22 protein-coding genes and 1 tRNA gene are annotated in these 24,480 nt (G+C 70.2%); 15 read left to right on the forward strand and 8 right to left on the reverse strand.

Annotated features, from left to right (window positions below):
* Together RS82_RS07675 and RS82_RS07680 are read left to right on the forward strand one after the other, a co-directional pair.
* Nucleotides 1–1,176, forward strand: a 1,176-nt coding sequence (locus tag RS82_RS07675; RefSeq protein WP_045298018.1) for a DUF2207 domain-containing protein, incomplete at its 5' end; no start/stop codon positions are given.
* A 64-nt stretch (nucleotides 1,177–1,240) separates the two neighbouring features.
* Nucleotides 1,241–1,888 carry a thymidine kinase gene (locus tag RS82_RS07680; RefSeq protein WP_045298294.1) on the forward strand — a complete coding sequence of 216 codons (648 nt, stop codon included), beginning with the start codon at nucleotides 1,241–1,243 and terminating at the stop codon, nucleotides 1,886–1,888.
* A gap of 27 nt (nucleotides 1,889–1,915) precedes the next feature.
* Here the strand turns inward: RS82_RS07680 and RS82_RS07685 are convergent, their stop codons facing one another.
* Nucleotides 1,916–2,746 carry a DUF1295 domain-containing protein gene (locus RS82_RS07685; protein ID WP_045298296.1) on the reverse strand — a complete coding sequence of 277 codons (831 nt, stop codon included), beginning with the start codon at nucleotides 2,744–2,746 and terminating at the stop codon, nucleotides 1,916–1,918.
* A gap of 136 nt (nucleotides 2,747–2,882) precedes the next feature.
* On the opposite strand from RS82_RS07685, the gene RS82_RS07690 reads away from it, so the two are divergent.
* Nucleotides 2,883–3,632, forward strand: a complete 750-nt coding sequence (locus RS82_RS07690) for a FadR/GntR family transcriptional regulator (RefSeq protein ID WP_045298019.1) — start codon at nucleotides 2,883–2,885, stop codon at nucleotides 3,630–3,632.
* A gap of 18 nt (nucleotides 3,633–3,650) precedes the next feature.
* On the forward strand, nucleotides 3,651–5,039 hold the full coding sequence (locus RS82_RS07695; RefSeq protein ID WP_045298020.1) for an alpha-hydroxy acid oxidase: 1,389 nt from the start codon (nucleotides 3,651–3,653) through the stop codon (nucleotides 5,037–5,039).
* 99 nt (nucleotides 5,040–5,138) lie between these two features.
* Here the strand turns inward: RS82_RS07695 and RS82_RS07700 are convergent, their stop codons facing one another.
* From RS82_RS07700 to RS82_RS07725, 6 genes are all read right to left on the reverse strand, one after another.
* Nucleotides 5,139–5,918 carry an HAD-IIB family hydrolase gene (locus RS82_RS07700; protein WP_045298021.1) on the reverse strand — a complete coding sequence of 260 codons (780 nt, stop codon included), beginning with the start codon at nucleotides 5,916–5,918 and terminating at the stop codon, nucleotides 5,139–5,141.
* A gap of 54 nt (nucleotides 5,919–5,972) precedes the next feature.
* Nucleotides 5,973–6,046: transfer RNA gene (locus RS82_RS07705), tRNA-Pro, on the reverse strand.
* A gap of 18 nt (nucleotides 6,047–6,064) precedes the next feature.
* Nucleotides 6,065–7,603: a hypothetical protein gene (locus RS82_RS07710; protein ID WP_045298022.1), complete on the reverse strand. Its 1,539-nt coding sequence runs from the start codon at nucleotides 7,601–7,603 to the stop codon at nucleotides 6,065–6,067.
* 2 nt (nucleotides 7,604–7,605) lie between these two features.
* Complete coding sequence (locus tag RS82_RS07715) at nucleotides 7,606–7,860, reverse strand: hypothetical protein (protein ID WP_045298023.1); 255 nt, start codon at nucleotides 7,858–7,860, stop codon at nucleotides 7,606–7,608.
* 102 nt (nucleotides 7,861–7,962) lie between these two features.
* Nucleotides 7,963–8,895, reverse strand: a complete 933-nt coding sequence (locus RS82_RS07720) for a metallophosphoesterase (RefSeq protein ID WP_045298024.1) — start codon at nucleotides 8,893–8,895, stop codon at nucleotides 7,963–7,965.
* Entirely contained in the window at nucleotides 8,895–11,714 is a 2,820-nt protein-coding gene (locus tag RS82_RS07725; protein WP_045298025.1) for a transglycosylase domain-containing protein, read from the reverse strand. The genes RS82_RS07720 and RS82_RS07725 overlap by 1 nt, the downstream gene beginning before the upstream one ends.
* Nucleotides 11,715–11,823: 109 nt before the next feature.
* Between RS82_RS07725 and sp36 the strand changes: the two genes are divergently transcribed.
* Together sp36 and RS82_RS07735 are read left to right on the forward strand one after the other, a co-directional pair.
* Nucleotides 11,824–12,039: a Sp36 family protein gene (gene sp36, locus RS82_RS07730; RefSeq protein ID WP_045298026.1), complete on the forward strand. Its 216-nt coding sequence runs from the start codon at nucleotides 11,824–11,826 to the stop codon at nucleotides 12,037–12,039.
* Between the two features lie 2 nt (nucleotides 12,040–12,041).
* Nucleotides 12,042–12,509, forward strand: coding sequence for a RidA family protein (locus RS82_RS07735; protein WP_045298027.1), 468 nt, complete (start codon nucleotides 12,042–12,044; stop codon nucleotides 12,507–12,509).
* A gap of 71 nt (nucleotides 12,510–12,580) precedes the next feature.
* Here RS82_RS07735 and acs read toward each other — a convergent pair whose 3' ends face one another.
* Entirely contained in the window at nucleotides 12,581–14,572 is a 1,992-nt protein-coding gene (acs, locus tag RS82_RS07740; RefSeq protein ID WP_045298028.1) for an acetate--CoA ligase, read from the reverse strand.
* A 415-nt stretch (nucleotides 14,573–14,987) separates the two neighbouring features.
* Here acs and RS82_RS07745 point away from each other — a divergent pair, with 415 nt between their 5' ends.
* From RS82_RS07745 to RS82_RS07785, 9 genes are all read left to right on the forward strand, one after another.
* Entirely contained in the window at nucleotides 14,988–16,196 is a 1,209-nt protein-coding gene (locus RS82_RS07745) for a TadA family conjugal transfer-associated ATPase (protein ID WP_084695518.1), read from the forward strand.
* Nucleotides 16,181–17,236 (forward strand): type II secretion system F family protein, encoded by a 1,056-nt coding sequence (locus tag RS82_RS07750; protein WP_157005476.1) that lies wholly within the window; start codon nucleotides 16,181–16,183, stop codon nucleotides 17,234–17,236. The genes RS82_RS07745 and RS82_RS07750 overlap by 16 nt, the downstream gene beginning before the upstream one ends.
* A gap of 64 nt (nucleotides 17,237–17,300) precedes the next feature.
* Complete coding sequence (locus RS82_RS07755; RefSeq protein WP_045298029.1) at nucleotides 17,301–17,543, forward strand: DUF4244 domain-containing protein; 243 nt, start codon at nucleotides 17,301–17,303, stop codon at nucleotides 17,541–17,543.
* Nucleotides 17,543–17,875 carry a TadE family type IV pilus minor pilin gene (locus RS82_RS07760; protein WP_045298030.1) on the forward strand — a complete coding sequence of 111 codons (333 nt, stop codon included), beginning with the start codon at nucleotides 17,543–17,545 and terminating at the stop codon, nucleotides 17,873–17,875. Before RS82_RS07755 ends, RS82_RS07760 begins: the two co-directional genes overlap by 1 nt.
* Before the next feature lie 46 nt (nucleotides 17,876–17,921).
* Nucleotides 17,922–18,239, forward strand: coding sequence for an Rv3654c family TadE-like protein (locus RS82_RS07765; RefSeq protein ID WP_045298031.1), 318 nt, complete (start codon nucleotides 17,922–17,924; stop codon nucleotides 18,237–18,239).
* Between the two features lie 67 nt (nucleotides 18,240–18,306).
* Nucleotides 18,307–21,024 (forward strand): type I DNA topoisomerase, encoded by a 2,718-nt coding sequence (gene topA, locus RS82_RS07770; RefSeq protein WP_045298032.1) that lies wholly within the window; start codon nucleotides 18,307–18,309, stop codon nucleotides 21,022–21,024.
* The gene (tmk, locus tag RS82_RS07775) at nucleotides 21,021–21,680 is read left to right on the forward strand and encodes a dTMP kinase (protein WP_084695520.1); all 660 of its coding nucleotides are present in this window, start codon (nucleotides 21,021–21,023) and stop codon (nucleotides 21,678–21,680) included. Before topA ends, tmk begins: the two co-directional genes overlap by 4 nt.
* Nucleotides 21,681–21,737: 57 nt before the next feature.
* Nucleotides 21,738–22,922, forward strand: a complete 1,185-nt coding sequence (locus RS82_RS07780; RefSeq protein ID WP_045298033.1) for a DNA polymerase III subunit delta' — start codon at nucleotides 21,738–21,740, stop codon at nucleotides 22,920–22,922.
* Nucleotides 22,919–24,478: an alpha/beta hydrolase gene (locus RS82_RS07785; RefSeq protein WP_045298034.1), complete on the forward strand. Its 1,560-nt coding sequence runs from the start codon at nucleotides 22,919–22,921 to the stop codon at nucleotides 24,476–24,478. The genes RS82_RS07780 and RS82_RS07785 overlap by 4 nt, the downstream gene beginning before the upstream one ends.
* Nucleotides 24,479–24,480 lie beyond the last annotated feature (2 nt).

The raw sequence follows: 24,480 nt of genomic DNA on the forward strand, positions 1-24,480 counted from the left end.
CTCATGATCCCGCCGCCCCCGCCCCCGTACCCGTGGTGGCTCTGGATCCTCCCGGTGCTCGCCCTGGTGTCGGGAATCGGCGGTCTCGTGTTCGTGCTCGTGGTGAAGGCCGCCGCGCGGCGGAACCCCGACCGGTCGCCGGTGATCGTGCAGTACACGCCTCCCGACGACGAGTCGCTGACGCTGTCGGCGGGGGTGCTCGACGTTCCGGAGCGGGCCCTGGCGGCGAACGTGGTCGATCTCGCGGTGAAGGACGCGGTCGAGATCCGGGCGACGGGCGACCGCGAGGACGCCGACGACTTTGAGGTGGTGCTGCGCGACAGCGCCGGCCTCGACAGCGACGAGCGTCGCATCGTCGACACTCTGTTCGGCCGCAAGGCCGAAGCCGGCGCCGACGTCGACCTGGGCGCGTTCGCCCGCAAGCCCCCGTCGCGTGCCGTCACGTACGTGCGGCGGATCGATGAGTTCACGGTTCAGCGCGGGTATCGCAGCAAGCTGCCGGACTGGATCACGCTGCTGCGCGGATTCATCCAGCTGGCCGGGCTTGCGCTTGCGATGCTCCTCATCTTCTTCGCCGACGGCGCATTCGTGGTGCTCGATCCCCTCGGGCAGCTGGGGAACGTCATCTACTTCGCCGCGCTGGGCAGCGCCTTCTTCGCGTTCATCGGGCTGCCGTTCTTCTCGCTCCCGAAGTCGGTGCTCACCGTCGCGGGCGGCATGCACAAGACCTTTCTGGAGGGGATCCGCGAGTATCTGCAGCTCGCGGAGGAGGACCGCCTGCGCGCGGCGCAGTCGCCGCGGACCGCCGATCTCGTCTCGTCGGGGCGTCGCCCCTACGGTGACTCGCCGGATGCTCCCGGCGCATCCGTCGTCAACCTGTACGAGCACCTGCTGCCGTACGCGGTGCTGTTCGGCATGGAGCGCGAGTGGGTGAACGTCATCCGCGCGGCGGGAGCCGTCGAAGGCGCCTCGCAGCTGGCACTGTTCGACGCGGTGACCTCGCGCTCGCTCTCCGACGCGTCGTCGTCGATCGGACGGCTCGCGGCCACCCCGGTGTCGCGCCCGGGGTCGTCGTCGAGCTCGTCCTCGAGTTCGAGCTGGTCGTTCTCGGGCGGATCCTCCGGAGGCGGGTTCTCGGGCGGTGGAGGCGGCGGCGGAGGCTTCGGCGGCCGCTGACCGGCGTCCGGCGCAGGCAGACGTGCGGGCGGGCGCCGAGAGCGCCACCGACTACGCTCGATCCGTGGCCAAGCTCTACTTCCGCTACGGAGCGATGAACTCCGGCAAGTCGACGTCGCTCCTCCAGGCCGCCTACAACTACGAGGAGCGGGGGCAGCATGTGCTCCTCGCCAAGCCCGCCATCGACACCAAGGGTGCCGACCAGATCGACAGCCGCCTCGGCGTCAAGCGCACTGTCGACTTCCTGGTGCGTCCCGAGGACGACATCCGCGTCCTGTTCGCGGAGCACCGCGCGCGGGTCAAAGCCGAGGCGTCAGACACTCTCGTTCCGGAGTCAGACGAGCACGAGGTCGACGTCGCGTGCCTGCTCATCGACGAGGCGCAGTTCCTGACCCGGGAGCAGGTCGACGACCTGCTCCGCATCGTCGTCTTCGACGGCGTGCCCGTGCTCGCCTACGGCATCCGCACCGACTTCCAGACCCAGGCGTTCCCCGGGTCGGCGCGGCTGCTCGAGCTCGCCCACAGCCTCGAAGAGCTGAAGACCATCTGCCGCTGCGGCCGCAAGGCGCTGTTCAATGCCCGCCTCGTCGGCGGCCGGTTCGTCTTCGACGGCGATCAGGTGGCGATCGACGAGCTCACCGCGGACCGCGTCACCTACGAATCGCTGTGCGCCGAGGACTACCTTCGGGCTTCCGGCGGCCGTCTCGAGTGACGGCGGCGCCGGTGCGGCGGCCCGCTGTCAGGCCGTCTCGGGTGCGCGTCCGCGCCGGCGGGGAAGTGGGACCAGCATCGACGTCGTGCGCTGATACTCGCGGTAGGCCGGGTACTTCGACGTCGAGATGGACTCGGTGAACACCGTCGAGCCGATGAACAGCACGGTCAGCAGGGCAGCGCCGGCGATCGTCCAGTTCAGCCAGCTGCCGCCGTCGGCGACGAGAGCGACGGCGCCGAGCGCGTAGAACGCCCACCACTGCGCCTGCTCGAAGAAGAAGTTCGGGTGGCGGCTGTAGCTGAAGAGCCCGGTCGTGACGAAGCCGGGCTCGAGCGTGCCGCCCGCCGCCTTCTTGGCCTTGTGGAACGCCCACTGCTGCTGATCCGCCACGGTCTCGCCGACCAGGAACGCGGCGAACAGCACCGCGAACGCGGCATCCCATCCGGTGAACGGCGCGGGATGCTGCCACGCGATGTATGCGGGAAGCGAGATGAGCACGAGCAGCGCGCTCTGGAAGAGCACGATGAAGAAGATGTTGAACAGCTGGAACTGCCAGCGCGTCATGCGGCCGCGCAGGATCGCCCACCGGTAGTCCTCCATGCCGGTGTAGCCGCCCTTGCGCGCGAAGTTGAAGGTGAGCCGCGCACCCCACGCCGTGACCAGGAGCGCCATCACGACGAGGCGCGTCGCGTCGACGCCCGCGATGAGCGCGGCAGCCGCGAAGATCCACACGTAGATCACGGGGACGATCGACCACAGTCGATCGATCCAGGACGTCTCGTTCGTGACGAGCGAGGTGATCCAGCAGAACGCGGCGGCGACGCCCGCGACGATGAGGACGAGGAGGAGGGGGTCCATGGGGTCAGCGTAGTGGTCCGTGCAGACATGCGTCGTCATACGGGTTGTCTGTGGTCCGACCACAAGATATCGTGGTCAGACCACACCGTGCCCTTCAATGAGGAGGGCGCCGGATCCGACATCGACGAGGAGATCCGTGGCAGGCACCCCGACTCCGCCGGCGCTCGCGCCTGCACGCGCGTGGCGCGTCGTGCTCGAGAGGATCGAGACCGACCTGCTCGACGGCACCCTCAAGCCCGGCGATCGGCTCGCGCCCGAGCGCGAGCTCGCCGCCACGCTCGGTGTGGGGCGTTCCAGCGTCCGCGAGGCGCTGCGCGTCCTCGAGGTGATGGGGCTCATCCGCACCGGGACCGGGTCGGGGCCGACCTCCGGGGCCATCATCATCGCGACACCGCAGGGCGGCATGTCGGCGCTGCTGCGGCTGCAGGTCGCCGCGCAGGGCTTCCCTTTCGACGACGTCGTCGCGACCAGGCTCGTGCTGGAATCGGCCGTCGTCGACACCCTCGCCACCGACCCTGCGCGTTCGACCGCGCAGGCGCGCGAGGTGCTCGATGCGATGGACGCCGACGATCTCACCGCTCCCGAGTTCCTGGCCCTCGACGCCCAGCTGCACCTCGCGCTCGCCGAGGCCTCCGGCAACCTCGTCATCGCGGCGATGATGGCGGGGCTGCGCACGGCGATCGAGTCGTACGTGCAGGCGGGTGCGGCGGGCATCGCGCAATGGGATGCCGCGGCCGACCGCCTGCGCCACGAGCATCACGCGATCCTCGATGCCGTCGACGCGGGCGAACCCGCCCTCGCTCGCACCCTCGTCCACGACCACATCGTCGGCTACTACGCGGCGGCGGGTCTCGCCCGCTCGGCCGCCGCACGCACCCAGATCTGACCCATCGGAGAGGTACTCATGGTCACCCGGCAGTTCCCCAATCCCAAGGAGCTCCTCGAGCTCATGCAGTTCAAGAAGCCCGAGCTCGACGGCAAGAAGCGCCGCCTCGAGTCCGCGCTGACGATCTACGACCTGCGCGACATCGCGAAGCGCCGCACGCCCAAGGCCGCGTTCGACTACACCGACGGCGCCGCCGAGGGCGAGCTGTCGCTGTCGCGCGCGCGCCAGGCGTTCGAGGACATCGAGTTCCACCCCGATGTGCTGCGCCCCGCCGAGAACGTCGACATGTCGACCGAGATCCTCGGCGGCCCGTCGACCATGCCGTTCGGCATCGCACCGACGGGCTTCACGCGCCTCATGCAGACCGAGGGCGAGATCGCCGGCGCCGGTGCCGCTGGTGCCGCCGGCATCCCGTTCACGCTCTCGACGCTCGGCACGACGTCGATCGAGGGCGTGAAGGCCGCGAACCCGAACGGGCGCAACTGGTTCCAGCTGTACGTCATGCGCGACCGCGAGATCTCGTACGGCCTGGCCCGCCGCGCGGCCGAGGCAGGATTCGACACGCTGCAGTTCACGGTGGACACGCCGGTCGCCGGCGCACGCCTGCGCGACAAGCGCAACGGCTTCTCGATCCCGCCGCAGCTGACGCTCGGCACCATCGTCAACGCGATCCCGCGCCCGTGGTGGTGGTACGACTTCCTCACCACTCCCAAGCTCGAGTTCGCGTCGCTCTCGACGACCGGCGGGACGGTCGGCGAGCTGCTCAACTCGGCGATGGACCCGACCATCAGCTATGACGACCTCGCGATCATCCGTGAGATCTGGCCGGGCAAGATCGTGATCAAGGGCGTGCAGAACGTCGCGGACTCGAAGCGGCTCATCGACGCCGGCGTCGACGGCATCATCCTGTCGAACCACGGCGGCCGTCAGCTCGACCGCGCGCCGATCCCGTTCCGCCTCCTCCCCGAGGTCGTGCGCGAGGTCGGGAAGGACGCCACGGTCATGGTCGACACCGGCATCATGAACGGTGCCGACATCGTCGCCTCGATCGCACTCGGTGCGAAGTTCACGCTCATCGGCCGCGCGTACCTGTACGGCCTGATGGCCGGCGGACGCCAGGGCGTCGACCGCACGATCGCGATCCTGCGCAGCGAGATCGAGCGCACCATGAAGCTCCTCGGCGTCTCGTCCATTGCGGAGCTCGAGCCGCGCCACGTCACGCAGCTGCAGCGGCTCGTCCCGATCGCGGTGTCCGCCCCCGCCGCTGAGGCGGCCGTCGCCTCGGCGCCGCGCCCGCGCGCCGGCCGGGCCACGACGGCGTCGAGTGCTGCGAGCGGGGATGCTGCAGCATCCCGTCCTGCGAAGGCTCCCGCCGCGAAGAGCACCGGGCCGCGCGCGAAGGCCTGACCGCTCGCCCGTCGATGCTCGCCTGTCACGATCTGCCGCTCACCGCAGCAGAGCGTGACCGGCGAGCGATCCGGCCGGCGCGAGGCCACCGATGCTGCGTCAGACGCGGACGGGAAGCGTGGGGATGAGCTGCTCGAGGTAGACGACCGTGTCTTCCCAGCCGTCGACGGACTGGCAGCGCACGCCCATCGCGAGGACCGGATAGTCGTTGCCGTCGGGGTCGAGGCGGTCGCCGACGAAGAGCATGTCGTCGAGGGAGATGCCGGTCTGCTCTGCGAGCTGACGCATGCCGTAGGCCTTGTCGATGCCCTGCTCGGTGATGTCGACCGAGGTCGAGCCCCCGGAGCGCACCTCGAGATCGGGCAGCAGCGCAGCGACCGCGGCACGCAGGCTGTTCTTCTTCTCGCCGGTGGGGTCCCACGCTGTCTTCGCCAGAACGGGAGCCCGCTGGCCGAGGGCCGAGAAGGTGATCTGGGACCCGCGATCCTCCAGGATGTCGCCCCACGTCTCTGACTCCCACAAACCGAGGCGGCGAGCCTCGCCCTCGACGGCGGCAAGGGCGCGCGACTTCTGGTCGTCCGTGAGCGAGCGCTTGTAGACCGTGACGACTTCGTCCCCGGCGAGACGGTAGTACTGCGTGCCGCAGGTGGGGAGGAGGTGCAGACGCGCCAAGGTGTCGGCCGGGGCGTCCGGAAGGCGGTCGACGACCTGCGTCGTGAACTGTGCGAGCTGGCCGCCGGAGATGATGGCCACGTCCACGCGCTCTGCCAGCGCGACCAGCAGTTCGCCGATGCGAGGGTCGATCTGGCTCTTGGATGGAGCAAGCGTGTCGTCGAGATCGAACGCGACGAGAAGGGGCGGGGTGGCGATGTCGACCATGGTGTCCGTCCTTTCATGCGAAAGGCTCCGCCTCGCGGCGGAGCCTCTCTGCTGTCGGGGTGACAGGATTTGAACCTGCGGCCTCTTCGTCCCGAACGAAGCGCGCTACCAAGCTGCGCCACACCCCGTTTTGCAACCCTCCGAGTCTAACCGATCGTCAGGGGTGCTGCTGACCACGGCCGTCTCGAGCTCACGATCGCGACACCGAGGCTGAGGAGAGCGACGGCGATCGCCGCGGGTGCTCGGAGAGCGGCGGCGTCCGTGCCGGTGGCCGCCAGCTCCGCCGGAGACGCGGCGGCCGCGGCCGGAGGCGCTTCGGCGGCCGGGGTAGCAGCGGGCGTCGGTGGCGGTGGGGCGATCACGGTGACCTGCGAGGGCTCGCCGAACCGTTCGGTCCAGGCGAAGTCAACGCCGGTGTGGGCGGCCACGGAGGGAAGTTGGTCGGCCGCACGCAGGCTCCAGACGGCGGTGTAATACCCCGCGGTGGTCATCTCCCACGAGGACGCGATCGTGTACGGCGCGGTCGGCCCCGTCGCGGGGTCGGTCGTGAGCTGCAGCGTGCCGACCATAGCCTCGTCGCCGGGGAGTGCCGAGCCGGCGACGGGCTCGGTGTCGGTGCGGTACACGACCGCGCTCGCCGTCACCGGCAGGTAGGAGCCGTCGTCGGCGCGCGGCCACGAGCCCTCGGTCGCGGTGAAGGTGACCTCGTCTGTGTACGGACCGCCTGCTGCGTCCCGCTGCGCGACCTGCGTCGATATGGCCGGCGAGAACGGCGGGAATCGCGGGGCGGCGTCGGCCCCGGACACCTCGAACTGGACCCGCCCCGCCGGTCCGGCGGTCTCCTGGCCCCCCGGCGTCGTGAAATGCCGAACCGCGGCGGGGAGGCCGGCGTCGAAACGACCCGTTCCGCTCACGGTATAGGCACGACCTTCGGTCGGCGGCGCGGTGCGGATGGCGTACGTCGACCCCGATGCCGCGCTCTCGAGCGTCGGTGAGCCCGATTCCGCGAAGACCGCGTTCGTCAGGGTGATCGTGCCCGTCGCTGCGGCGGTCGTGTCGACCCGGACGGTACCCCTGCGGTGGTCGGCGGCATCCGTCGTGAACACGAGGCTTCCGCTCGCGGTGGAAGGGCCCGCCGGAGCACGTGTTGCTTCGTCGTAGTACGCCGCGGCACGCTCCTGGACGGCGCGGTCGTGCTGCGGGGAGAGTGCGGACATCGTCCAGTGGACAGCACCGGCGAGCGAGTCCCCACGGTAGCCGAAGGCATGCAGCGTCTCTTCGCGGTTCGCGATCGCCTTGACCGCCCATGCCACCGCTGCGGCCTGGACGGGGTCATCGGTCTGTCCGTACGTCGTCACGAGGAGATTGATTCCGGCGAGCTGCTGCGGCAAGAGGCCGGCAGCCGATCCGCTGATTCCGTGGTCGGCGGTCGGGCCTGTCGGTGCGGGCGCGCCGGGAGTGATGCAGTACGTGTGCACGCCGCCGACCAGCATCGATCCGTGCCAGCCGTAAGTCGAGACCGGAGCCCAGGTGCCGAACCCGGTGCCGCGCTCGGCGGCGTCGGCGCGGGGCGCGGAGAGGAGGGTGATCCCGATCACGATCGCGGCGATGACCAGGGGCAGCGCCGACGCGCGCCGTCGGGACCGGGGCCGGAACAGCGCTGTCGAGGAGTCCGTCGTGGACATGCTTACTCTCCGTCTGGGTTGACCGGCATGAACGGGGCGTGCCGACCGAAGCCACGGGTCCGATCCGTGTTGCCGTCATCGGCACCCTCCGTCAGGTCGACGGCGGACGGAGCGGACACGACCATGATCACCAGGGCGATCAGGAGCGCGAGCAGCCGCAGGCGCACGGGCAGCCCGATGCCGTGAACGATCGTCGTGGCGACGAGCGTGTTCCGGAACGGGGGGTCAGCGGATCGTGTGGAACGCGGAGCAGCCATGCATCGAGGATCGACGCCTCGCGCACGTGGCGGCGGCCGCGGCCGGCGAACTGTGGACGACCGATCCGCGGGCGTCGTTGGGGAGGAGCCCTGATCGCGCCGCTATGCCCGCGGAACGAGCGTGAGGAGGGAGGCCTCGGGGCGGCAGGCGAAGCGCACCGGAGCGTAGATCGAGTGACCGAGCCCTGCGCTCACGTTGAGCGGCACCGAGTGGCCGTCGTGCTCCCACGCGCTGAGCCCGCGGGCCTGACGAAGCGGGATGTCGCAGTTGGCGACGAGCGCGCCGAAGCCGGGGACGCGGACCTGGCCGCCGTGCGTGTGGCCGCCGAAGATCGCGTCTGCCCCCAGGCCGACGAAGTCGTCGAGCACACGGCGATAGGGGGCGTGGGTCACGCCGATCGAGAGGTCGAAGGTCTGCCCGTCGCGGAGCGCGGCCAGCGGCTCGGGAAGTGCCTCGAGGCGGTCCCAGTGACGATGGGCGTCACTCACGCCGAACGCGGCGATGCGCAGACCACCGGCATCCAACGATCCCACCCTGTTGTTGAGGTCGAGCCAGCCGAGCTCGCGGGCGAGATAGTCGTCCAGCGCATCGGTGTCGAGAGGCTCCGCGGCGTGCTTCACCTTCGAAGGTCCGGTGAAGTACAGGAACGGGTTGCGAGGAGACGGCGCGGCGTGGTCGTTCGAGCCGTGCACGAAGACGCCGGGCACCCCGCGCAGCGGGTCGTAGGCGCGGCGGAGTCCGCGGAGACCGTCGAAGTGGCCCATGTTGTCGCCGGTGTTGACGATCAGGTCGGGCTGGAACTCCGCGAGCCTCGCGATCCATTCCTGCTTGCGGTGCTGCCACGGCGCCATGTGCGCATCGGAGAGGTGCAGGACGCGGAGCGGCTTGGCGCCCGCGGGGAGCACAGGAACCTCATGGAAGCGAACAGTGAAGAGGTAGCGCTCGATGCCGATGCCCCAGGCCGCGGCGCCCGCGCCGACCGCCCCCACCGTGCCGAGCACGGTGAGGGCGGTGCGAGTCGTTGTCGAGGGCACTAGCCGTTGCCGCCGCCGCCGTTGCCGGGACCGCGGCCGCCTCCGCAGACCGCGGCGGCGTAGTCCACCGTGATCGACGCGTTGCGGTTCACCACCGAGCCTGCAGCCGGGTTCGTCGCGCCGGCCTTGGTCTGGGCGCCGAGGCTGGCATCGGCGGTACAGGTGCCGTCGCCGACGTTGCCGAAGCCCGCGCTGCGCAGCGCCTTCTTGGCGTCATCGAGCGTGCTCCCCGCGACGTTGGGTACGGCGATTCCCTCGCCGTTGCTCGGGTTGATCGTGACGGTGCTGCCGCCTGCGACCTTGCCCGGCCCCGGGTTCTGCGCGGCGACGACCCCCGCCGGCTGATCGGAGTCGACGGGAGCGCCGACCTCGGCGGTGAATCCGGCGTCGGTCAGGATCTTGGTCGCCTCATCGACCGACTTGCCGACGACGTTCGGGAGATCGGCCAGCTGGACCTTCGTGAGCTCGTTGTCGGGAGCGGCGAACTTGTCACCGCCGTACACGTCGTTGGCCGCGCCCTGAATCGCGCGGGTGATCGGGAAACGGATCTGGTTGAGGCGGTTGCCGTTGTACGACGTCTTCGTGATGTCGCCGCCGCCCTGCACGTTGCCGACCCACGTCGCCGTGGCCACCTTCGTGCTCGATTCGACCATCCACGTCGTGATCTCTTCGTGCGTGCCGGTCTTGCCGATGAGCGGGGTGCCATCGCCGGGGTTTCCGCCCTGACCGGTGCCGCCGCCTGCCATGACCCCCTGCAGTGCGTACGCGGCGGTCGCGGCGACGTTCGGGGCGATGACCTGGGTGCACGCGCGCGCGGGCTTCGCCAGCTCGTTGCCGTCCGAGTCCGTGACGCGGTCGATCGCCTGAGGCTGGCAGTAGATGCCGTTGTTGGCGACCGTCGCGTAGGCCTCGGCCATCGCCATCGGCGAGACGAAGTTCGTGCCGATGATGGAGTTCAAGTTGGTCATCTCGACCTCGTTGCCGTTGCCCTGCGTCACGCCCATGCGGGTGGCGACGTTCTTGATGTCGCAGAGGTCGAGCTTCTCCGCCATGGCGAAGAACCCGGTGTTCAGGGAGTCCTTGGTGAAGCGCATGGGCGTGCCCATATAGCCACCGTTGTTGCCGAAGTTCTTGATGAGCGTGTTGGCCCCGTTGACCCAGTCGCCCTCGCACGAGTTCTTCATCCTCTTGAAGACGTGCAGCGTTCCGTTCAGCGTCTCATTGACCGAATGGCCCTTCTCGAGCCAGTCGATGAGCGTGAACAGCTTGAACGTCGAACCGGCTGGGAACCCGCCGGAGGTGCCGAACTTGGCATCGCCGGCGAAGACCAGCGAGGCGTAGTTGGGGTCGCTCGAGAGCGAGGCGTCCTCGCTGAACTTGGTGTTCTGTGCGATCGCGAGCACGCGACCCGTGGTCGCCTCGATGCTCACCGAGGTAGCGCCGAAGCGCCCCGGAGAAGGGGTGGTGCGGCCGATCGGCATGTCGATCGCCGTCGGCGCGTACTTCGTCATGGCGTCCTGCGCGGCCGTCTGCACGCGCGTGTCGAGCGTGGTGTAGACGTTCAGGCCGCCGCGCTGCAGCAGCGCCCGGCGTTCGTCCTGCGTCTCTCCGAAAGCGGGGTCATTGAGGATGACGTCCTTCACGTACTGGCAGAAGTAGGCGGCGCCCTGTGCCGCCTGGCAGCCCGTGGTCGGTTCGACGACGGACGGCGTGATCGGCCAGACCGCAGCCTCCACATACTGCTCGCGCGTGATCTTGCCATCGTCGAGCATTCGGCTCAGCACGTAGAGCTGGCGCACCTTCGTCGACGTATAGCCGTCGGCGGCGGCGAGCTTCTGTTCCTCCGTGATCTCGCCCGACGCCACCAAGGCGTCGAGGACACCGAGCTTGGCGCCTTCGTCGATGACGCCGTCGGGCGCCTTATTGAAGGCCGTGCCGTCGGAGCTGAAGATGGACCCGCCCGGCTTGTCGATGCGGTAGTTGTTCGGGTTCTGCACCATGCCGGCCAGCGTGGCCGCCTGCGCGACGGTGAGGCCGGCGGCGTTGGTGTTGAAGTAGTGGCGCGCGGCGGCCTCGATGCCGTACGTGATGCCGCCGAAGTTCGCGATGTTCAGGTATCCGAGCAGGATGTCGTTCTTCGAGTACTTCTGCTCGAGCGAGATGGCGTAACGCATCTCCTGCAGCTTGCGGGTGTATCCGTCCGAGCCCTCGGCCGTGGTGGCGTCGACCCAGCACTGGCGCAGTGCGGCGTCGCGGCTCATCTTCTCGATGGGCAGTCCGGTCGCCTCGTCCTTGACGATCTCGCCCTTCTCATTCGTCTCGTAGACCGTCGTGGCGTTCTGCTCGCACTTCTGGATCAGCACGTTCTTGACGTATTGCTGGCTGATCGACGAGCCACCCTGGGTCTCGCCGCCGCCCTGGGCGTTCGACAGGAGCGCGCGGGTCGTTCCGATGAGGTCGATGCCGCCGTGCTGGTAGTAGCGCGGGTCCTCGCTGGAGAGCAGGGCGTCGTACATGACGGGGTTGATCTGGTCGAAGTTGACCGGGGTGCGGTCCTGCTCCAGGAACTTCGTCAACAGCGTCTGCTCGCCGGTCTCAGGGTTCGTGGCGTAGAAGTTGCTCGGAAGCATGAGCTTGTCGATCTCGAGGACGCTCGGGAGATTGTCGAACATCGTGATCGCGCGCTCGGCCGCGGTGCTCGTGAGCGCGACCGCGGGGGTGACGGTCGCTGCAATGAGGACACCGGCTGCGGCACTGAGGCCGACGAGCCCGGCGAGTCCGCCGAGCACACCGGTGGCCGTGCGTTTGGTATCAGGCATAGGGTTGATCGTAAGGGAGATACCTGGGCGATCCATCAAGGACGCACAGCTGACCGGGGTGTTTCCCAGCCTTCACCAGCCGTCCTTCCCGCACACTCGAGGAGTCGCGATGACGACGTGGGAGTACCTCACCACGCCCCTTCTGATCCACAACACCGCCGCGATCCTCAACAACTGGGGCAAGCAGGGCTGGGAGCTCGTGCAGGTCGTGCAGGGCCCCGAGGGCGGTCTGGTCGCCTACTTCAAGCGCCCGTCCGGCGGCGGTCAGCAGAACGCGGGACTGGATGCTGCGGCCCAGGCCGCGAAGCAGTTCGAGGAGGCGTGAGCATGAGCGTGAGCGCCCGCCTCGCTGAACTCGGCATCGACCTCCCCGACGTCGTGCCGCCTGTCGCCGCCTACGTGCCCGCGAAGGCGCACGGCGACCTCGTCTACACCGCCGGCCAGCTGCCGATGATCTCCGGCGCCCTGCCGGCGACCGGCAAGGTCGGTGAGGGCCACGGACTCGTGCCCGCGTCCGACGCGAAGGGCTACGCGCGTCAGAGCGCGCTGAACGCCATCGCGGCCGCAGCGGCCGCCGTCGGCGGGGTGGACCGCCTCACCGGCGTCCTCAAGGTCACCGGGTTCGTGGCATCCGTCCCCGAGTTCACCGGCCAGCCCGGCGTCATTAACGGCGCGAGCGAGCTGCTCGGCGAGGTCTTCGGCGACGCGGGCAAGCACGCCCGTTCCGCCGTCGGGGTGCCGGTGCTGCCGTTGGACGCCCCCGTCGAGGTCGAGGTCGTCTTCTCCTTCGCCTGACGGGCACGAGAGCCCCGAACCACAGAGCGGATGCTGCAGCCCCGGGCTGCAGCATCCGCTCGTCTCGTTCGCTATTTGACCTGCGCGGAGATCACCGACATGACGGCCGTGTCGGCGAGGGTGGTCGTGTCGCCGACCTCGCGGCCCTCGGCGACGTCGCGCAGCAGGCGCCGCATGATCTTCCCGGAGCGGGTCTTGGGCAATTCGCCAACGATGTAGACGTCCCGGGGGCGGGCGATCGGGCCGATCTGCTCGCCGACCCACAGGCGCAGGCCCTGCGCGAGGCCGTCGGGGGAGTGGGCCGACAGGTACGACTGCTTGATGATGACGAACGCGACGACCGCCTGGCCGGTGGTCTCGTCGGAGGCGCCCACGACGGCCGCTTCGGCGACCGCTTCGTTGCCGACCAGCGCCGACTCGATCTCGGTCGTGGACAGGCGGTGGCCCGACACGTTCATGACGTCATCGACGCGGCCGAGGAGCCACACGTCGCCGTCGTCGTCGAGGCGGGCGCCGTCGCCGGCGAAGTAGTAGCCCTGCTGCTGGAACTTCTCCCAGTACGTCTCGACGAAGCGCTCCGGGTCGCCCCAGATGCCGCGAAGCATCGAGGGCCACGGCTCCGTGACGACGAGGAGACCGCCGTTGCCGTTGCCGACGTGCGTGCCGTCCTCGTCGACGACGTCGATCGAGATGCCGGGGAGCGGAACCTGCGCCGAGCCGGGCTTCGTCTCGGTGACGCCCGGCAGCGCCGACACCATGATCGAGCCGGTCTCGGTCTGCCACCACGTGTCGACGATCGGGGCGGTCTTGCCGCCGATGATCTTGCGGTACCACATCCACGCCTCGGGGTTGATGGGCTCACCCACCGACCCGAGCAGGCGCAGCGATGACAGGTCGAACTGCTTCGGGATCGCGCGGCCGAGCTTCATGAACGAGCGGATCGCGGTCGGCGCCGTGTACAGCACCGTGACCCCGTACTTCTGCACGATCTCCCACCAGCGACCTGGGTGGGGGGCATCCGGCGTGCCCTCGTAGAGCACCTGCGTCGCGCCGTTCGCGAGCGGGCCGTAGGTGACGTAGCTGTGCCCGGTGATCCACCCGATGTCGGCGGTGCACCAGTACACGTCGGTCTCGGGGTGAAGGTCGTGTACGACCTTGTTCGTGAACGCGGACTGCGTCAGGTAGCCGCCGGAGGTGTGGAGGATGCCCTTCGGCTTCCCGGTGGTGCCCGACGTGTAGAGGATGAACAGCGGGTTCTCGGCGGGGAAGGCCCGCGCCTCGTGCTCGGCCGCGGCCCGCGGCACCACCTCGTGCCACCAGAGGTCGCGCCCGTCGGTCCAGTCCACCTCGTTGTCGCCGCGCTTCACGACGAGCACGTGCTCGACGGTCTCCTGCACGCCGGTGCCGCGGTCGCCGAGAGCGAGGTCGACGGCGGGCTTCAGCGGCGAGACCTTGCCCTTGCGGTAGCCGCCGTCGGCGGTGATGACGAGCTTGGCGCCGGCGTCGTCGATGCGGGCGCGCAGGCTGTCGGCCGAGAAGCCGCCGAACACGACGGAGTGGATGGCGCCGATGCGCGCGACCGCGAGCATCGAGGCGACGGCCTCGGGGATCATCGGCAGGTAGATCGCGACGCGGTCTCCCTGGCCGATGCCGAGACCTTCGAGCACGTTGGCGAGGCGCTTCACCTCGTCGGTGAGCTCGGCGTACGTGACGCGGCGCTCGTCGCCGGGCTCGCCCTCCCACAGCAGCGCCACCCGGTCGCCGTTGCCGGCCTGGACGTGACGGTCGAGGCAGTTGTACGCGACGTTGAGCTCGCCGTCGGCGAACCACTGCGCGAACGGCGGGTTCGACCAGTCGAGCACCTCGGTGAAGGGCTTGTGCCAATGGAGGTCGCGGGCCTGATCGGCCCAGAAGCCGAGGCGGTCGGCCTTGGCGTGTTCATACAGCTCGGCGGTGGCGACGGCGTTGTCGGCGAACTCGGCCGTGGGCGCGAAGCGCCGGTCCTCGTTCAGCAGGTGGTCGATCTGGCTGCTGGCTTGCGTGACAGGGGTCTGTTCGCTCATGGGAGCGCGCTCCTTTGCGGGCTGGGTCGAGGCCGAGGGGTGTCGGCGAGTCTGCCACGAAATGTACCCACCGCCGCCGGAACCGACTACCCCCGATAGTAGGTGGCGGCGCATACATCGATCCCGACCGATATATCAGTGAGAATCCTCTCCTTTTCGTTTTGTCAGGACCCTTACCTCGCATATGCTGACCGGTGGCCGAACATCGATTCTGGCATTGCGGCTCCCGACGTCACCCCCCGAATTCGGGGCCGCGCTTGGCGGCATCCCATTCCCCCCATGGGATGCCGCCTCTATTTGTTGGGAGCGGTCTCTCGGCTCGCCGGCTCCTCCCCAAGCCGTGGCGCGGCGCGGCTTTCCACGGATGACCTGTCCTGCTCGCCGGGGTGGGGCACGGGCTTCGTAGCGTCGGGGCATGTCCGCACCATTCGTCGTCCGTCCCCGTTCCGGGGCTGCGGGCGCGCCCGCCACATCGGGGCGATGGGATGCTGCGGCCCGGTGCGTGTCTTCGGTCCCGACGGTGAGCGGTCTCAGTTGCGAGACGGCCCCGCCGGCTGCGGCAACTCCGCGTGTACCGGCACAGCCTGGCCCCGGCGGGGCATGGGTGCCGCGCCGCGTCGATACGGCGGAGGGTTCGCGTGCCGAACCGGTGCGCGCGCCCGGGCCCCCGCAGCTGCCGGCGGAGCGGCATCCGGTCCTCGCACCCTTCGCCGCATACCTCGACGACGCGGAGGTCACGGATCTCTTCGTCAACGGAGCGGCGGGCCTGTTCGTCGATCGCGGAGCAGGGGCGGAGCCGGCACGCGAGTGGCGCGCCACAGAAGAGGAGGTGCGCGACCTCGCCGTCGCGCTCATCGGCCTGGGCGGGAGGCACATCGACGACGCGTCGCCGTGCGTCGATGTGCGCTTGCAGGGCGGGATCCGCGTGCACGCCGTGCTGCCGCCCATCGCCCCTGAGGGCACGGTCCTGTCGATCCGCGTGCCGCGCCTGGGCGCGGCGCGGCTCGACGAGCTGCAGCAGGCGGGGATGTTCGACGAGGCTGTCCGCGACCGCCTGCGGGAGGCGATCGCGGGGCGCACGAACCTTCTGGTCTCGGGTGCCGCGGGCGCCGGCAAGACCACGCTGCTCGCCGCGCTCCTCGCGGAGGCCCCGGCCCACGAGCGCATCGTGACGATCGAGGATGTCGCGGAGCTGCGCATCGCACACCCGCACCACGTGCGCCTCGAGGCGCGCCAGCCCAACATCGAGGGCACCGGTGGAGTCGGCCTCGCGCGTCTGGTGCGGGAGGCGCTGAGGATGCGCCCCGATCGTCTGGTCGTCGGGGAGTGCCGCGGCGACGAGGTGCGGGAGCTGCTGTCGGCGCTGAACACCGGTCACGACGGGGGAGCCGGCACAGTGCACGCGAACGGACTCCACGACGTGCCGGCACGCCTCGAGGCTCTCGGCGCACCGGCAGGACTCGACGACCGCGCGCTCGCCCGCCAGGCAGCCAGCGCGATCGGACTCGTCGTGCACGTGGAGCGAGGCGCGGACGGCTCGCGACGCATCGCCGGGGCCGGCCGCCCCATCGTCGACGGCGACGGGCGTCTCGCCATCGAGGAGGAGCGATGGGGCGCTCGCTGACGCGGATCACGGGTTCGGCGAGCACGCGGACTTCCTCGCCGGCGCCGGTGGCGTCTCGGGCCCCGGTGTCGCCCCGGTTTCGCGCATCCTCCCGGACCCCGGCATCGTCAGCCGACGTCGCCGAGACCGTGCTGCGCCTGGCGGTGCTGCTGCAGGCCGGGGTCGCACCCGCCCGCGCTTGGGAGCATCTCGCCCGCGCCGGCGACCCGGCGGCTCGGCGGGTCGCCTCTGCGATCGACGGAGGGATGCCGTTGCCCGAGGCGGTAGCCAACGCGGGAACCGGCGCGTGGCGGGAGGTCGGCGTCGCATGCCAGGTCGCGCTCGTCGTCGGTGCGCCGCTCGCCGACTGCCTGCGTGGACTCGCCACCGCATTGCGCGATGCACAGGAGGCGGCCGACGATGTGCGGGTCACACTCGCCGAGCCGGCGGGCACAGCCCGGCTCATGAGCTGGCTTCCGCTCCTCGCAGTGGGGCTGGGTGCGGCGCTCGGCTTCGACACCTTCGGCACGCTGTTCGCGAACCCGCTCGGGCTGGCCTGCCTCGGCGCCGGTGCGATGCTCATCCTCGCCGCGCACCGATGGACGAAGCGGCTCGTACGCGCAGCCGCAAGGTCGGAGGGCGCGCCCGGCCTCGACGCGGAGCTGATCGCGATCGCGCTGAGCGGCGGCGTCTCCATCGACCGCGCGCGGACCGTCGTGCAGGACGCCCGCCGAGTCGGCGCCATGGCGGACAGCGCCGATGCGGAGACGGGGTCCCGGCCCGCCACGGCGATCTCGGAAGAACGGGCGCCGGCCGGATCCGATGACGTCGACGCCGTGCTCGCGCTGTCGCGGACAGCAGGCGTGCCCGCCGTCGAGCTGCTGCGGGCTTCCGCCGCACACGCCCGGCATCGCGCCCGTGTCGAGGCCCGCCTTCGTGCCGCGCGGCTCTCGTCGCGGCTGCTCATCCCGCTGGGGGTGTGCACGCTGCCCGCCTTCCTCCTCCTCGGGGTCGCGCCCATGCTGCTCAGCGTCATGTCGACGATGTCGGTCTCGCTGTGACGTCCCCGCGACCGCGCCGCGCTCAGACCGTGCCCGAACCACGAATCCACCGAACGGAGAACCCATGTCCCTGTCCCGAACCGACCGCGTCGTGCCGCGTCTCACGCGGCGCCGCGCCGAACGATTGTTCGCACCGCGCGACGTCGACCACACATCGGTCGACGACACCGGCGCCGCGACCGCCGAGTACGCCATCGCGACGATGGCGGCCGTCGCCTTCGCCGGGCTGCTCGTCGTCATCATGCGGTCCGATGAGGTGCGCACCATCCTCACCGACCTCGTGCGACGCGCGCTCACGGTGGCGTGATGCGGCCGCGGCTGGGCGACGATCGCGGTGCGGTCGTCGCCGAGTTCGCGGTCGCCCTCCCCGCCGTCGCGCTCGTCCTGCTCGTCGGGGTCGGGATCCTCGCGGGAGCGTCCCGGCAGGTGCGGCTGCAGGACGCGGTGGCGGATGCTGCGCGCCTGAGCGCCCGCGGCGAGTCCGAGCTGCGCGTGCGCGATGCCGTCGCGGCGACGGTGGCGGAGGCATCCGTCGACATCACCGTTCGAGACGATCTTGTGTGCGTGACGGCCTCCGCTCCGGCTCTGTTCGGCGTGCGCGTCACGGCGGCCGGGTGCGCGTTGGCGGGCGGGCTGTGATGTTCCCCCGCGGCGGCGTCGCGCCGCCGGCGAGCGGGGCGGGCTGATGGCGGGGACGATGGCGGCGGTCGGGATCCTCTGTGCGGCCGCCCTGCTCGCGGCGGGGCTTGCCGGCGCCGGTGCTGCGGCGGTCACCAGCCAGCGACTCGCCTCGGCAGCCGACGCCGGTGCGCTCGCCGCGGCGGACGCGGCCTCGGGCGCGGTGCCCGGCGTCCCCTGCGAACGTGCGGCCGAGGTCGCGGGCACTTTCGGCGGTGTCATCGAGGCCTGCGAGCTCGACGAGCTGATCGCGACGGTGACGGTGTCGATGCGCCTCGGGCCGGTCACCGCGCAGGCCTCCGCACGGGCTGGGCCGCCTCCCTGATCGCGTCTCACAGCCCCCGCACCGAGAAGTGGCGTGTATGGTTTGCGTCGAAGAAAGGACGCCCCCGTTGGCAGAAGGCAAGAAGCTCGTCATCGTCGAGTCACCGACGAAGATGAAGTCGATCCAGGGGTACCTCGGCGATGGCTACGAGGTGCTCAGCTCGGTCGGACACATCCGCGACCTGGCGGACAAGAAGAGCATCCCCGCCGACAAGAAGGAGGCGTACGGGAAGTACTCGATCGACATCGACAACGGCTTCGACCCGTACTACGTCGAGAGCGAGCGCGGCAAGAAGACCGTCGCCGAGCTCAAGCGCGCGCTGAAGGGGGCGGACGAGCTCCTGCTCGCCACCGATGAAGATCGCGAGGGCGAAGCCATCGCGTGGCACCTGCTGCAGACGCTCAAGCCCAAGGTCCCCGTCAAGCGCATGGTGTTCCACGAGATCACCAAGGACGCGATCCAGGCCGCTGTGGGCAACACCCGCGAGCTCGACCTGGCGCTCGTCGACGCGCAGGAGACCCGCCGCATCCTCGACCGCCTCTACGGCTGGGACGTGAGCCCCGTGCTCTGGTACAAGGTGCAGCAGGGCACGTCTGCCGGCCGTGTCCAGTCGGCCGCGACGCGCCTGGTCGTCGACCGCGAGCGCGAGCGCATGGCGTTCGTGTCCGCCTCGTACTGGGACATCGAGGCGCTTGCCGCGCCGAACCGTCCGCAGGGCATCGACGAGTCGTTCTCGACCCGCCTCGCCCGCGTCGACGGTGCGGTGCTCGCCCGCGGCACCGACTTCGACGACCGCGGTGAGCTGAAGAAGGCCGTCCTCGTCCTCGACGAGGCCCAGGTGCGCGAACTCGCCGGCGCGATCGAGGCGGCGGCCGAGGCATCCGTCACCGCCCTGGAGTCAAAGCCCGGAACCCGCAGTCCCAAGCCGCCCTTCACGACCTCGACCCTCCAGCAGGAGGCCGGTCGCAAGCTCTCGATGAGCGCCAAGCACGCCATGGGCGTCGCGCAGCGTCTCTACGAGAAGGGGTACATCACTTATATGCGCACCGACTCGACCGCGCTGTCGACGCAGGCCGTCCAGGCCGCGCGCGAGCAGGCCGTCGCGATGTACGGCGACAAGTCGGTGCCGCCGAACCCCCGCAGCTACCGCAACAACAGCAAGAACGCGCAGGAGGCGCACGAGGCCATCCGCCCGTCGGGAGAGACGTTCCGCACACCGTCGGAGGTGTCCGGGCAGCTCGACCGTGACGAGCTGCGCCTGTACGACCTCATCTGGAAGCGCACGATGGCCAGCCAGATGTCCGACGCGAAGTACGAGACCACCACCGTGACCCTCGAGGTCTCGGCGGCCGGTCGCCGCGCCGAGTTCACGGCCTCCGGAACCGTCTACACCTTCAAGGGCTTCCTCGAGGCCTATGAGGAGGGCCGGGACGAGAAGCGCGGCGACAGCGACAAGAGCGACGACCAGGCCCTGCCGGCGATGGCCGTGGGCGACGTGCTGCGGCTTCGCGACGTCGAGCCGAAGGGCCACGCGACCAGTCCGAAGCCCCGCTATACCGAGGCGAGCCTCGTCAAGGCGCTCGAGGAGAAGGGCATCGGCCGCCCGTCGACGTTCGCGAGCATCATCGACGTGATCCTCAACCGCGGCTACGTCACCAAGCGCGGCCAGGCGCTCATCCCGAGCTGGCTCGCGTTCAGCGTCGTCCGCCTGCTCGAGCAGCACTTCGCCGACCTCGTCGACTACGACTTCACGGCGGCGCTCGAGGATGACCTCGACGCGATCGCCCGCGGCGAGCAGAAGCGCCAGGACTGGCTGCAGGACTTCTATTTCGGGGGAACCGACCACGTCGGACTCCGCAACATCGTCGACAACCTCGGCGAGATCGACGCACGCGCCCTCAACTCGACGCCCATCGGCGACGTCGCGACGCTGCGGTTCGGCAAGTACGGCCCGTACCTCGAGGTGCCGGATGCCGAGAAGCCCGACGCCGAGCCCCGGCGCGTCAACATCCCCGAAGACCTCGCGCCCGACGAGCTGACGCCGGCGCGCGCACAGGAGCTCATCGACGCCCCCGTCGCGGGTGACCGTGTGCTGGGGGAGAACCCCGCCAACGGCAAGCTCGTCGTCGTGAAGGATGGCCGCTTCGGCCCGTACGTGCAGGAGACCGACCCGCCCGCCGAGGAGGCCGTCGACGAGGAGACCGGCGAGGTCGTCGCGGTCGAGCCGGAACCTGCGCCGAAGAAGCGCGGTGCGAAGAAAGAGGTCGCGCCGAAGCCGCGCACGGCGTCGCTCTTCAAGTCGATGTCGGTCGACACGATCGACCTCGACACCGCGTTGAAGCTGCTCGACCTTCCGCGCACCGTCGGCATCGACCCTGAGACGGAAGCCCCGATCACGGCGCAGAACGGCCGCTACGGGCCTTACCTCAAGAAGGGCACGGATTCGCGCACGCTGCAGAGCGAGCAGCAGATCTTCGACATCACGCTCGAGGAGGCGCTCGCCGTCTACGCGCAGCCGAAGTACGGTGCGCGCGGCGCGTCATCGGCCCTGAAGGAGTTCGAGGCCGACCCGACGAGCGGCAAGCCGATCAAACTCAAGGACGGCCGCTTCGGCCCGTACGTCACCGACGGCGAGACGAACGCGACGATCCCGCGCGGCGAGGACGCGATGGAGGTCACGTTCGAGCGCGCGGTGCAGCTGCTCGCCGACAAGCGCGCGAAGGGCCCGGCCAAGCGCCCGGCGCGCCGCACGACGACGACCCGCAAGCCCGCGGCGAAGAAGTGACGGGCGCCGGAGACACCCGTCCGATCGCTGAGCCCGTCGAGGGGCTGTTCGTCACGTTCGAGGGCGGTGACGGCGTCGGCAAGACGACGCAGGCGGCGCTCCTCGACGCGTGGCTGACGGGAGTCGGACGCACGGTCGTGCGCACGCGCGAGCCCGGTGGCACCGAGGTCGGCGTGCTGATCCGCGATATCGTGCTGCATCACCGCGGCGAGGTCGCGCCCCGCGCCGAGGCGCTGCTGTACGCGGCGGACCGGGCGCACCACATCGAGACGCTGGTGCGGCCCGCGCTCGCCCGCGGCGAGGTCGTCATCCAGGACCGCTACCTCGACTCGTCCGTCGCGTACCAGGGTGCGGGGCGCGTCCTCGGGCGTGACGAGGTCCGAGAGCTCTCGCTCTGGGCGACCGGCGGACTTCTTCCAGACGTCACGGTACTCCTCGACCTCGACCCCGCATCCGCGCGCGAGCGCCTCGACGCCGACGACAAGCCCTTCGATCGGCTCGAGTCCGAGAAGGAGCATTTCCACGCCCGCGTGCGCGAGGAATTCCTCTCGCTTGCCGCCGCCGAGCCGGAGCGCTTCCTCGTGCTCGACGCCTCGCTCCCGCCGGACGAACTCGCCGCGGCCGTGCGCGCGCGTGTGGAGCCGCTGCTCGCATGAGGCGAACGCTCGGCGTACGCACAGCCGGTGTCCGACTGGATGGTTAGGCTGGTCGGCATGGAGCCGGTCGCCGCTGTCGCTGGGGAGTCTCCCACGACGGACGACCAGGCGTTCCCCTGGGGTGACGTGTGGGGGCAGCCCGATGCCGTCGCGGTGCTGCGGGAAGCAGCATCCGATCCCGCATCGATGACCCACGCGTGGCTCATCACAGGCCCTCCCGGCTCCGGCCGGTCCACGCTCGCCCACGCCTTCGCGGCGGCGCTCATCGCCGAGCCCGGTGACGAGCGCGCGATGCACCAGGTGCTCGCGGGGACCCATCCCGACCTGACCGCGCTCCGTACCGAGGGTGTCATCATCTCCATCAAGGACGCGCGAGCCCTGGTCGAGCGGTCGTACTTCTCGCCCTCGCTGGGGCGATACCGCGTCATCGTCATGGAAGACGCCGATCGCATGGCCGAGCGCACCTCGAACGTGCTGCTGAAGGCCCTCGAAGAGCCGCCCGAGCGCACCGTCTGGGTGCTGTGCGCGCCGAGCGACGCAGACCTGCTGCCGACGATCCGCTCTCGTGTGCGCACGCTGCGCCTGCGCGAGCCCGACGTCGCGGACGTCGCCGACCTCATCGTGCGGCGCAGCGGCGTCGATCCTGCGATCGCCGAGCAGTCCGCCCGGCACGCGCAGCGCCACATCGGCATGGCGCAGCGGCTCGCAACGGATGCCGCGGCCCGCGCCCGCCGCGACGCCACGCTGCGCGGTGTCCTCGCGGTGCGGGGCGTGGGCGACGCGGTCGAGGTCGCCGGCGCGATCGTCGCCGCCGCCACCGACGACGCCAAGGCGCTCACGGCGGAGCGCGACGAAGCGGAGCGCACGGGGCTCCTGCGCACCCTCGGCATCGCCGAAGGGGCCGCGGTCCCGCCCGCCGTGCGGTCGCAGCTGTCGGCGCTGGAAGACGAGCAGAAGCGTCGTGCCACGCGCAGCCTGCGAGACGGCATCGACCGCGTGCTCACCGACCTCGAGTCGATGTTCCGTGATGTGCTGCTGCTGCAGTTCGGCCGCGACACCGACCTGATCAATCGGGAGCTCGAGCCCGACCTGCGGGCCCTCGCCGCCGCGTGGACGCCTGAGCGCACGCTCACGGTCGTCGACCGCATCGGCGTCACCCGCGAGAACCTCGAGCTGAACGCCGCGCCCGTGCTGGCGCTCGAGAGCATGCTCGTCACCGTCGCGAGCGGAAGGACCCCGTGAACCCGACCCGCCCCCGCCGACTTCGTCGCGCCCTTGCCGTCGTCGCAGGCCTGGTCGCGGCATCCGTCGTCCTCAGCGGCTGCCTGTCGGTGATGATCCCCGACGCGTCGCCGCGGCCCAGCTCGAGCAAGGCGGCCGACACCGAGGGCGTCGCCGAGAACCTGCTGCCGTACTACGAGCAGACGCTCGACTGGTCCGGCTGCAACGAGACGTTCGACTGCACGACGGTCACCGCGCCGCTGGACTGGTCCGACCCCGCGAAGGGCGACATCGAACTGTCGGTCATCCGCAGCCGTGCCGAAGGCACCGACGACCCCATCGGGTCGCTGCTGACCAATCCCGGCGGACCCGGCGCCAGCGGCGTCGACCTGATCCGCGACTCGGTGTCGTTCGCGGTGAGCGAGCCGGTGCGCCGGCAGTTCGACGTCATCGGGTTCGATCCAAGAGGCGTCGGCGAGTCGACCGCGGTGACCTGCTACGACGCCGCCGACATGGACGCGTACCTGTTCGACATCCCCGAGGGCGTGCGCGGGACGGATGCCTGGGCCGACGAGCTCCTCGCACGCCACAAGAGCTTCGGCGAGGCCTGCGACGCGAACAGCGACGGCATCCTGCCGTACATCACGACCGAGAACTCCGCCCGCGACATGGACCTGCTGCGCGCGGTGCTCGGCGACTCGGAGCTGAACTACCTGGGCTACTCGTACGGCACGTTCCTCGGCGCGACGTACGCGAAGCTGTTCCCCGAGAAGGTGGGACGACTCGTGCTAGACGGCGCGGTCGACCCGTCGGTGACGAACCTCGACGTCAACGTGACCCAGGGCATCGGGTTCGAGTCGGCACTGCGCGCGTACATGGCGGACTGCCTGACCGACGACGAGTGCCCGTTCCGCGGCACCGTCGACGAGGCGATGGCCGATCTGGGAACGCTGCTCGCAAGCGTCGACCGCGACCCGATCCCGAACGCCGACGGCCGCATGCTCGGCTCCGACTCCCTGATGACGGCGATCGTCGCCGCACTGTACTCGCAGGACAGCTGGGGCTACCTCACGATGGCGCTGACCGACGTGCTGCAGGGCAACGCCGACATCGCCTTCCAGCTGGCGGACTTCTACTACGACCGCCAGGGCGGCACGTACACCGGCAACCAGACTGAGGCGTTCCGCGCCTACAACTGCATGGATTACCCCACCGGTGCCACCGACGAGGACCTGGCGGCCGCTGAGGCGGCCCTGGCCGACAAGGCGCCGACGATCGCGCCCTACTGGTTCGGGCCCGACCCATGCGAAGTGTGGCCGTACCCGCCGGCCGGTGTCCGCGAGCGCATCACCGCCGACGGCGCCGCGCCGATCGTCGTGGTGGGCACGACGAACGATCCGGCCACGCCGTACGAGTGGTCCGTGTCGCTGGCCGATCAGCTCTCGTCCGGCGTTCTGGTGACGCGTGTCGGCGAGGGCCACACCGGCTACAACAAGGGCAACGCGTGCGTCGACTCCGCGATCGAGACGTACCTGCTCGAAGGGACGCCGCCGCAGGACGGCCTGCGCTGCGAGTGACC

The organism is Microbacterium trichothecenolyticum (assembly GCF_000956465.1).
Classification (GTDB): domain Bacteria; phylum Actinomycetota; class Actinomycetes; order Actinomycetales; family Microbacteriaceae; genus Microbacterium; species Microbacterium trichothecenolyticum.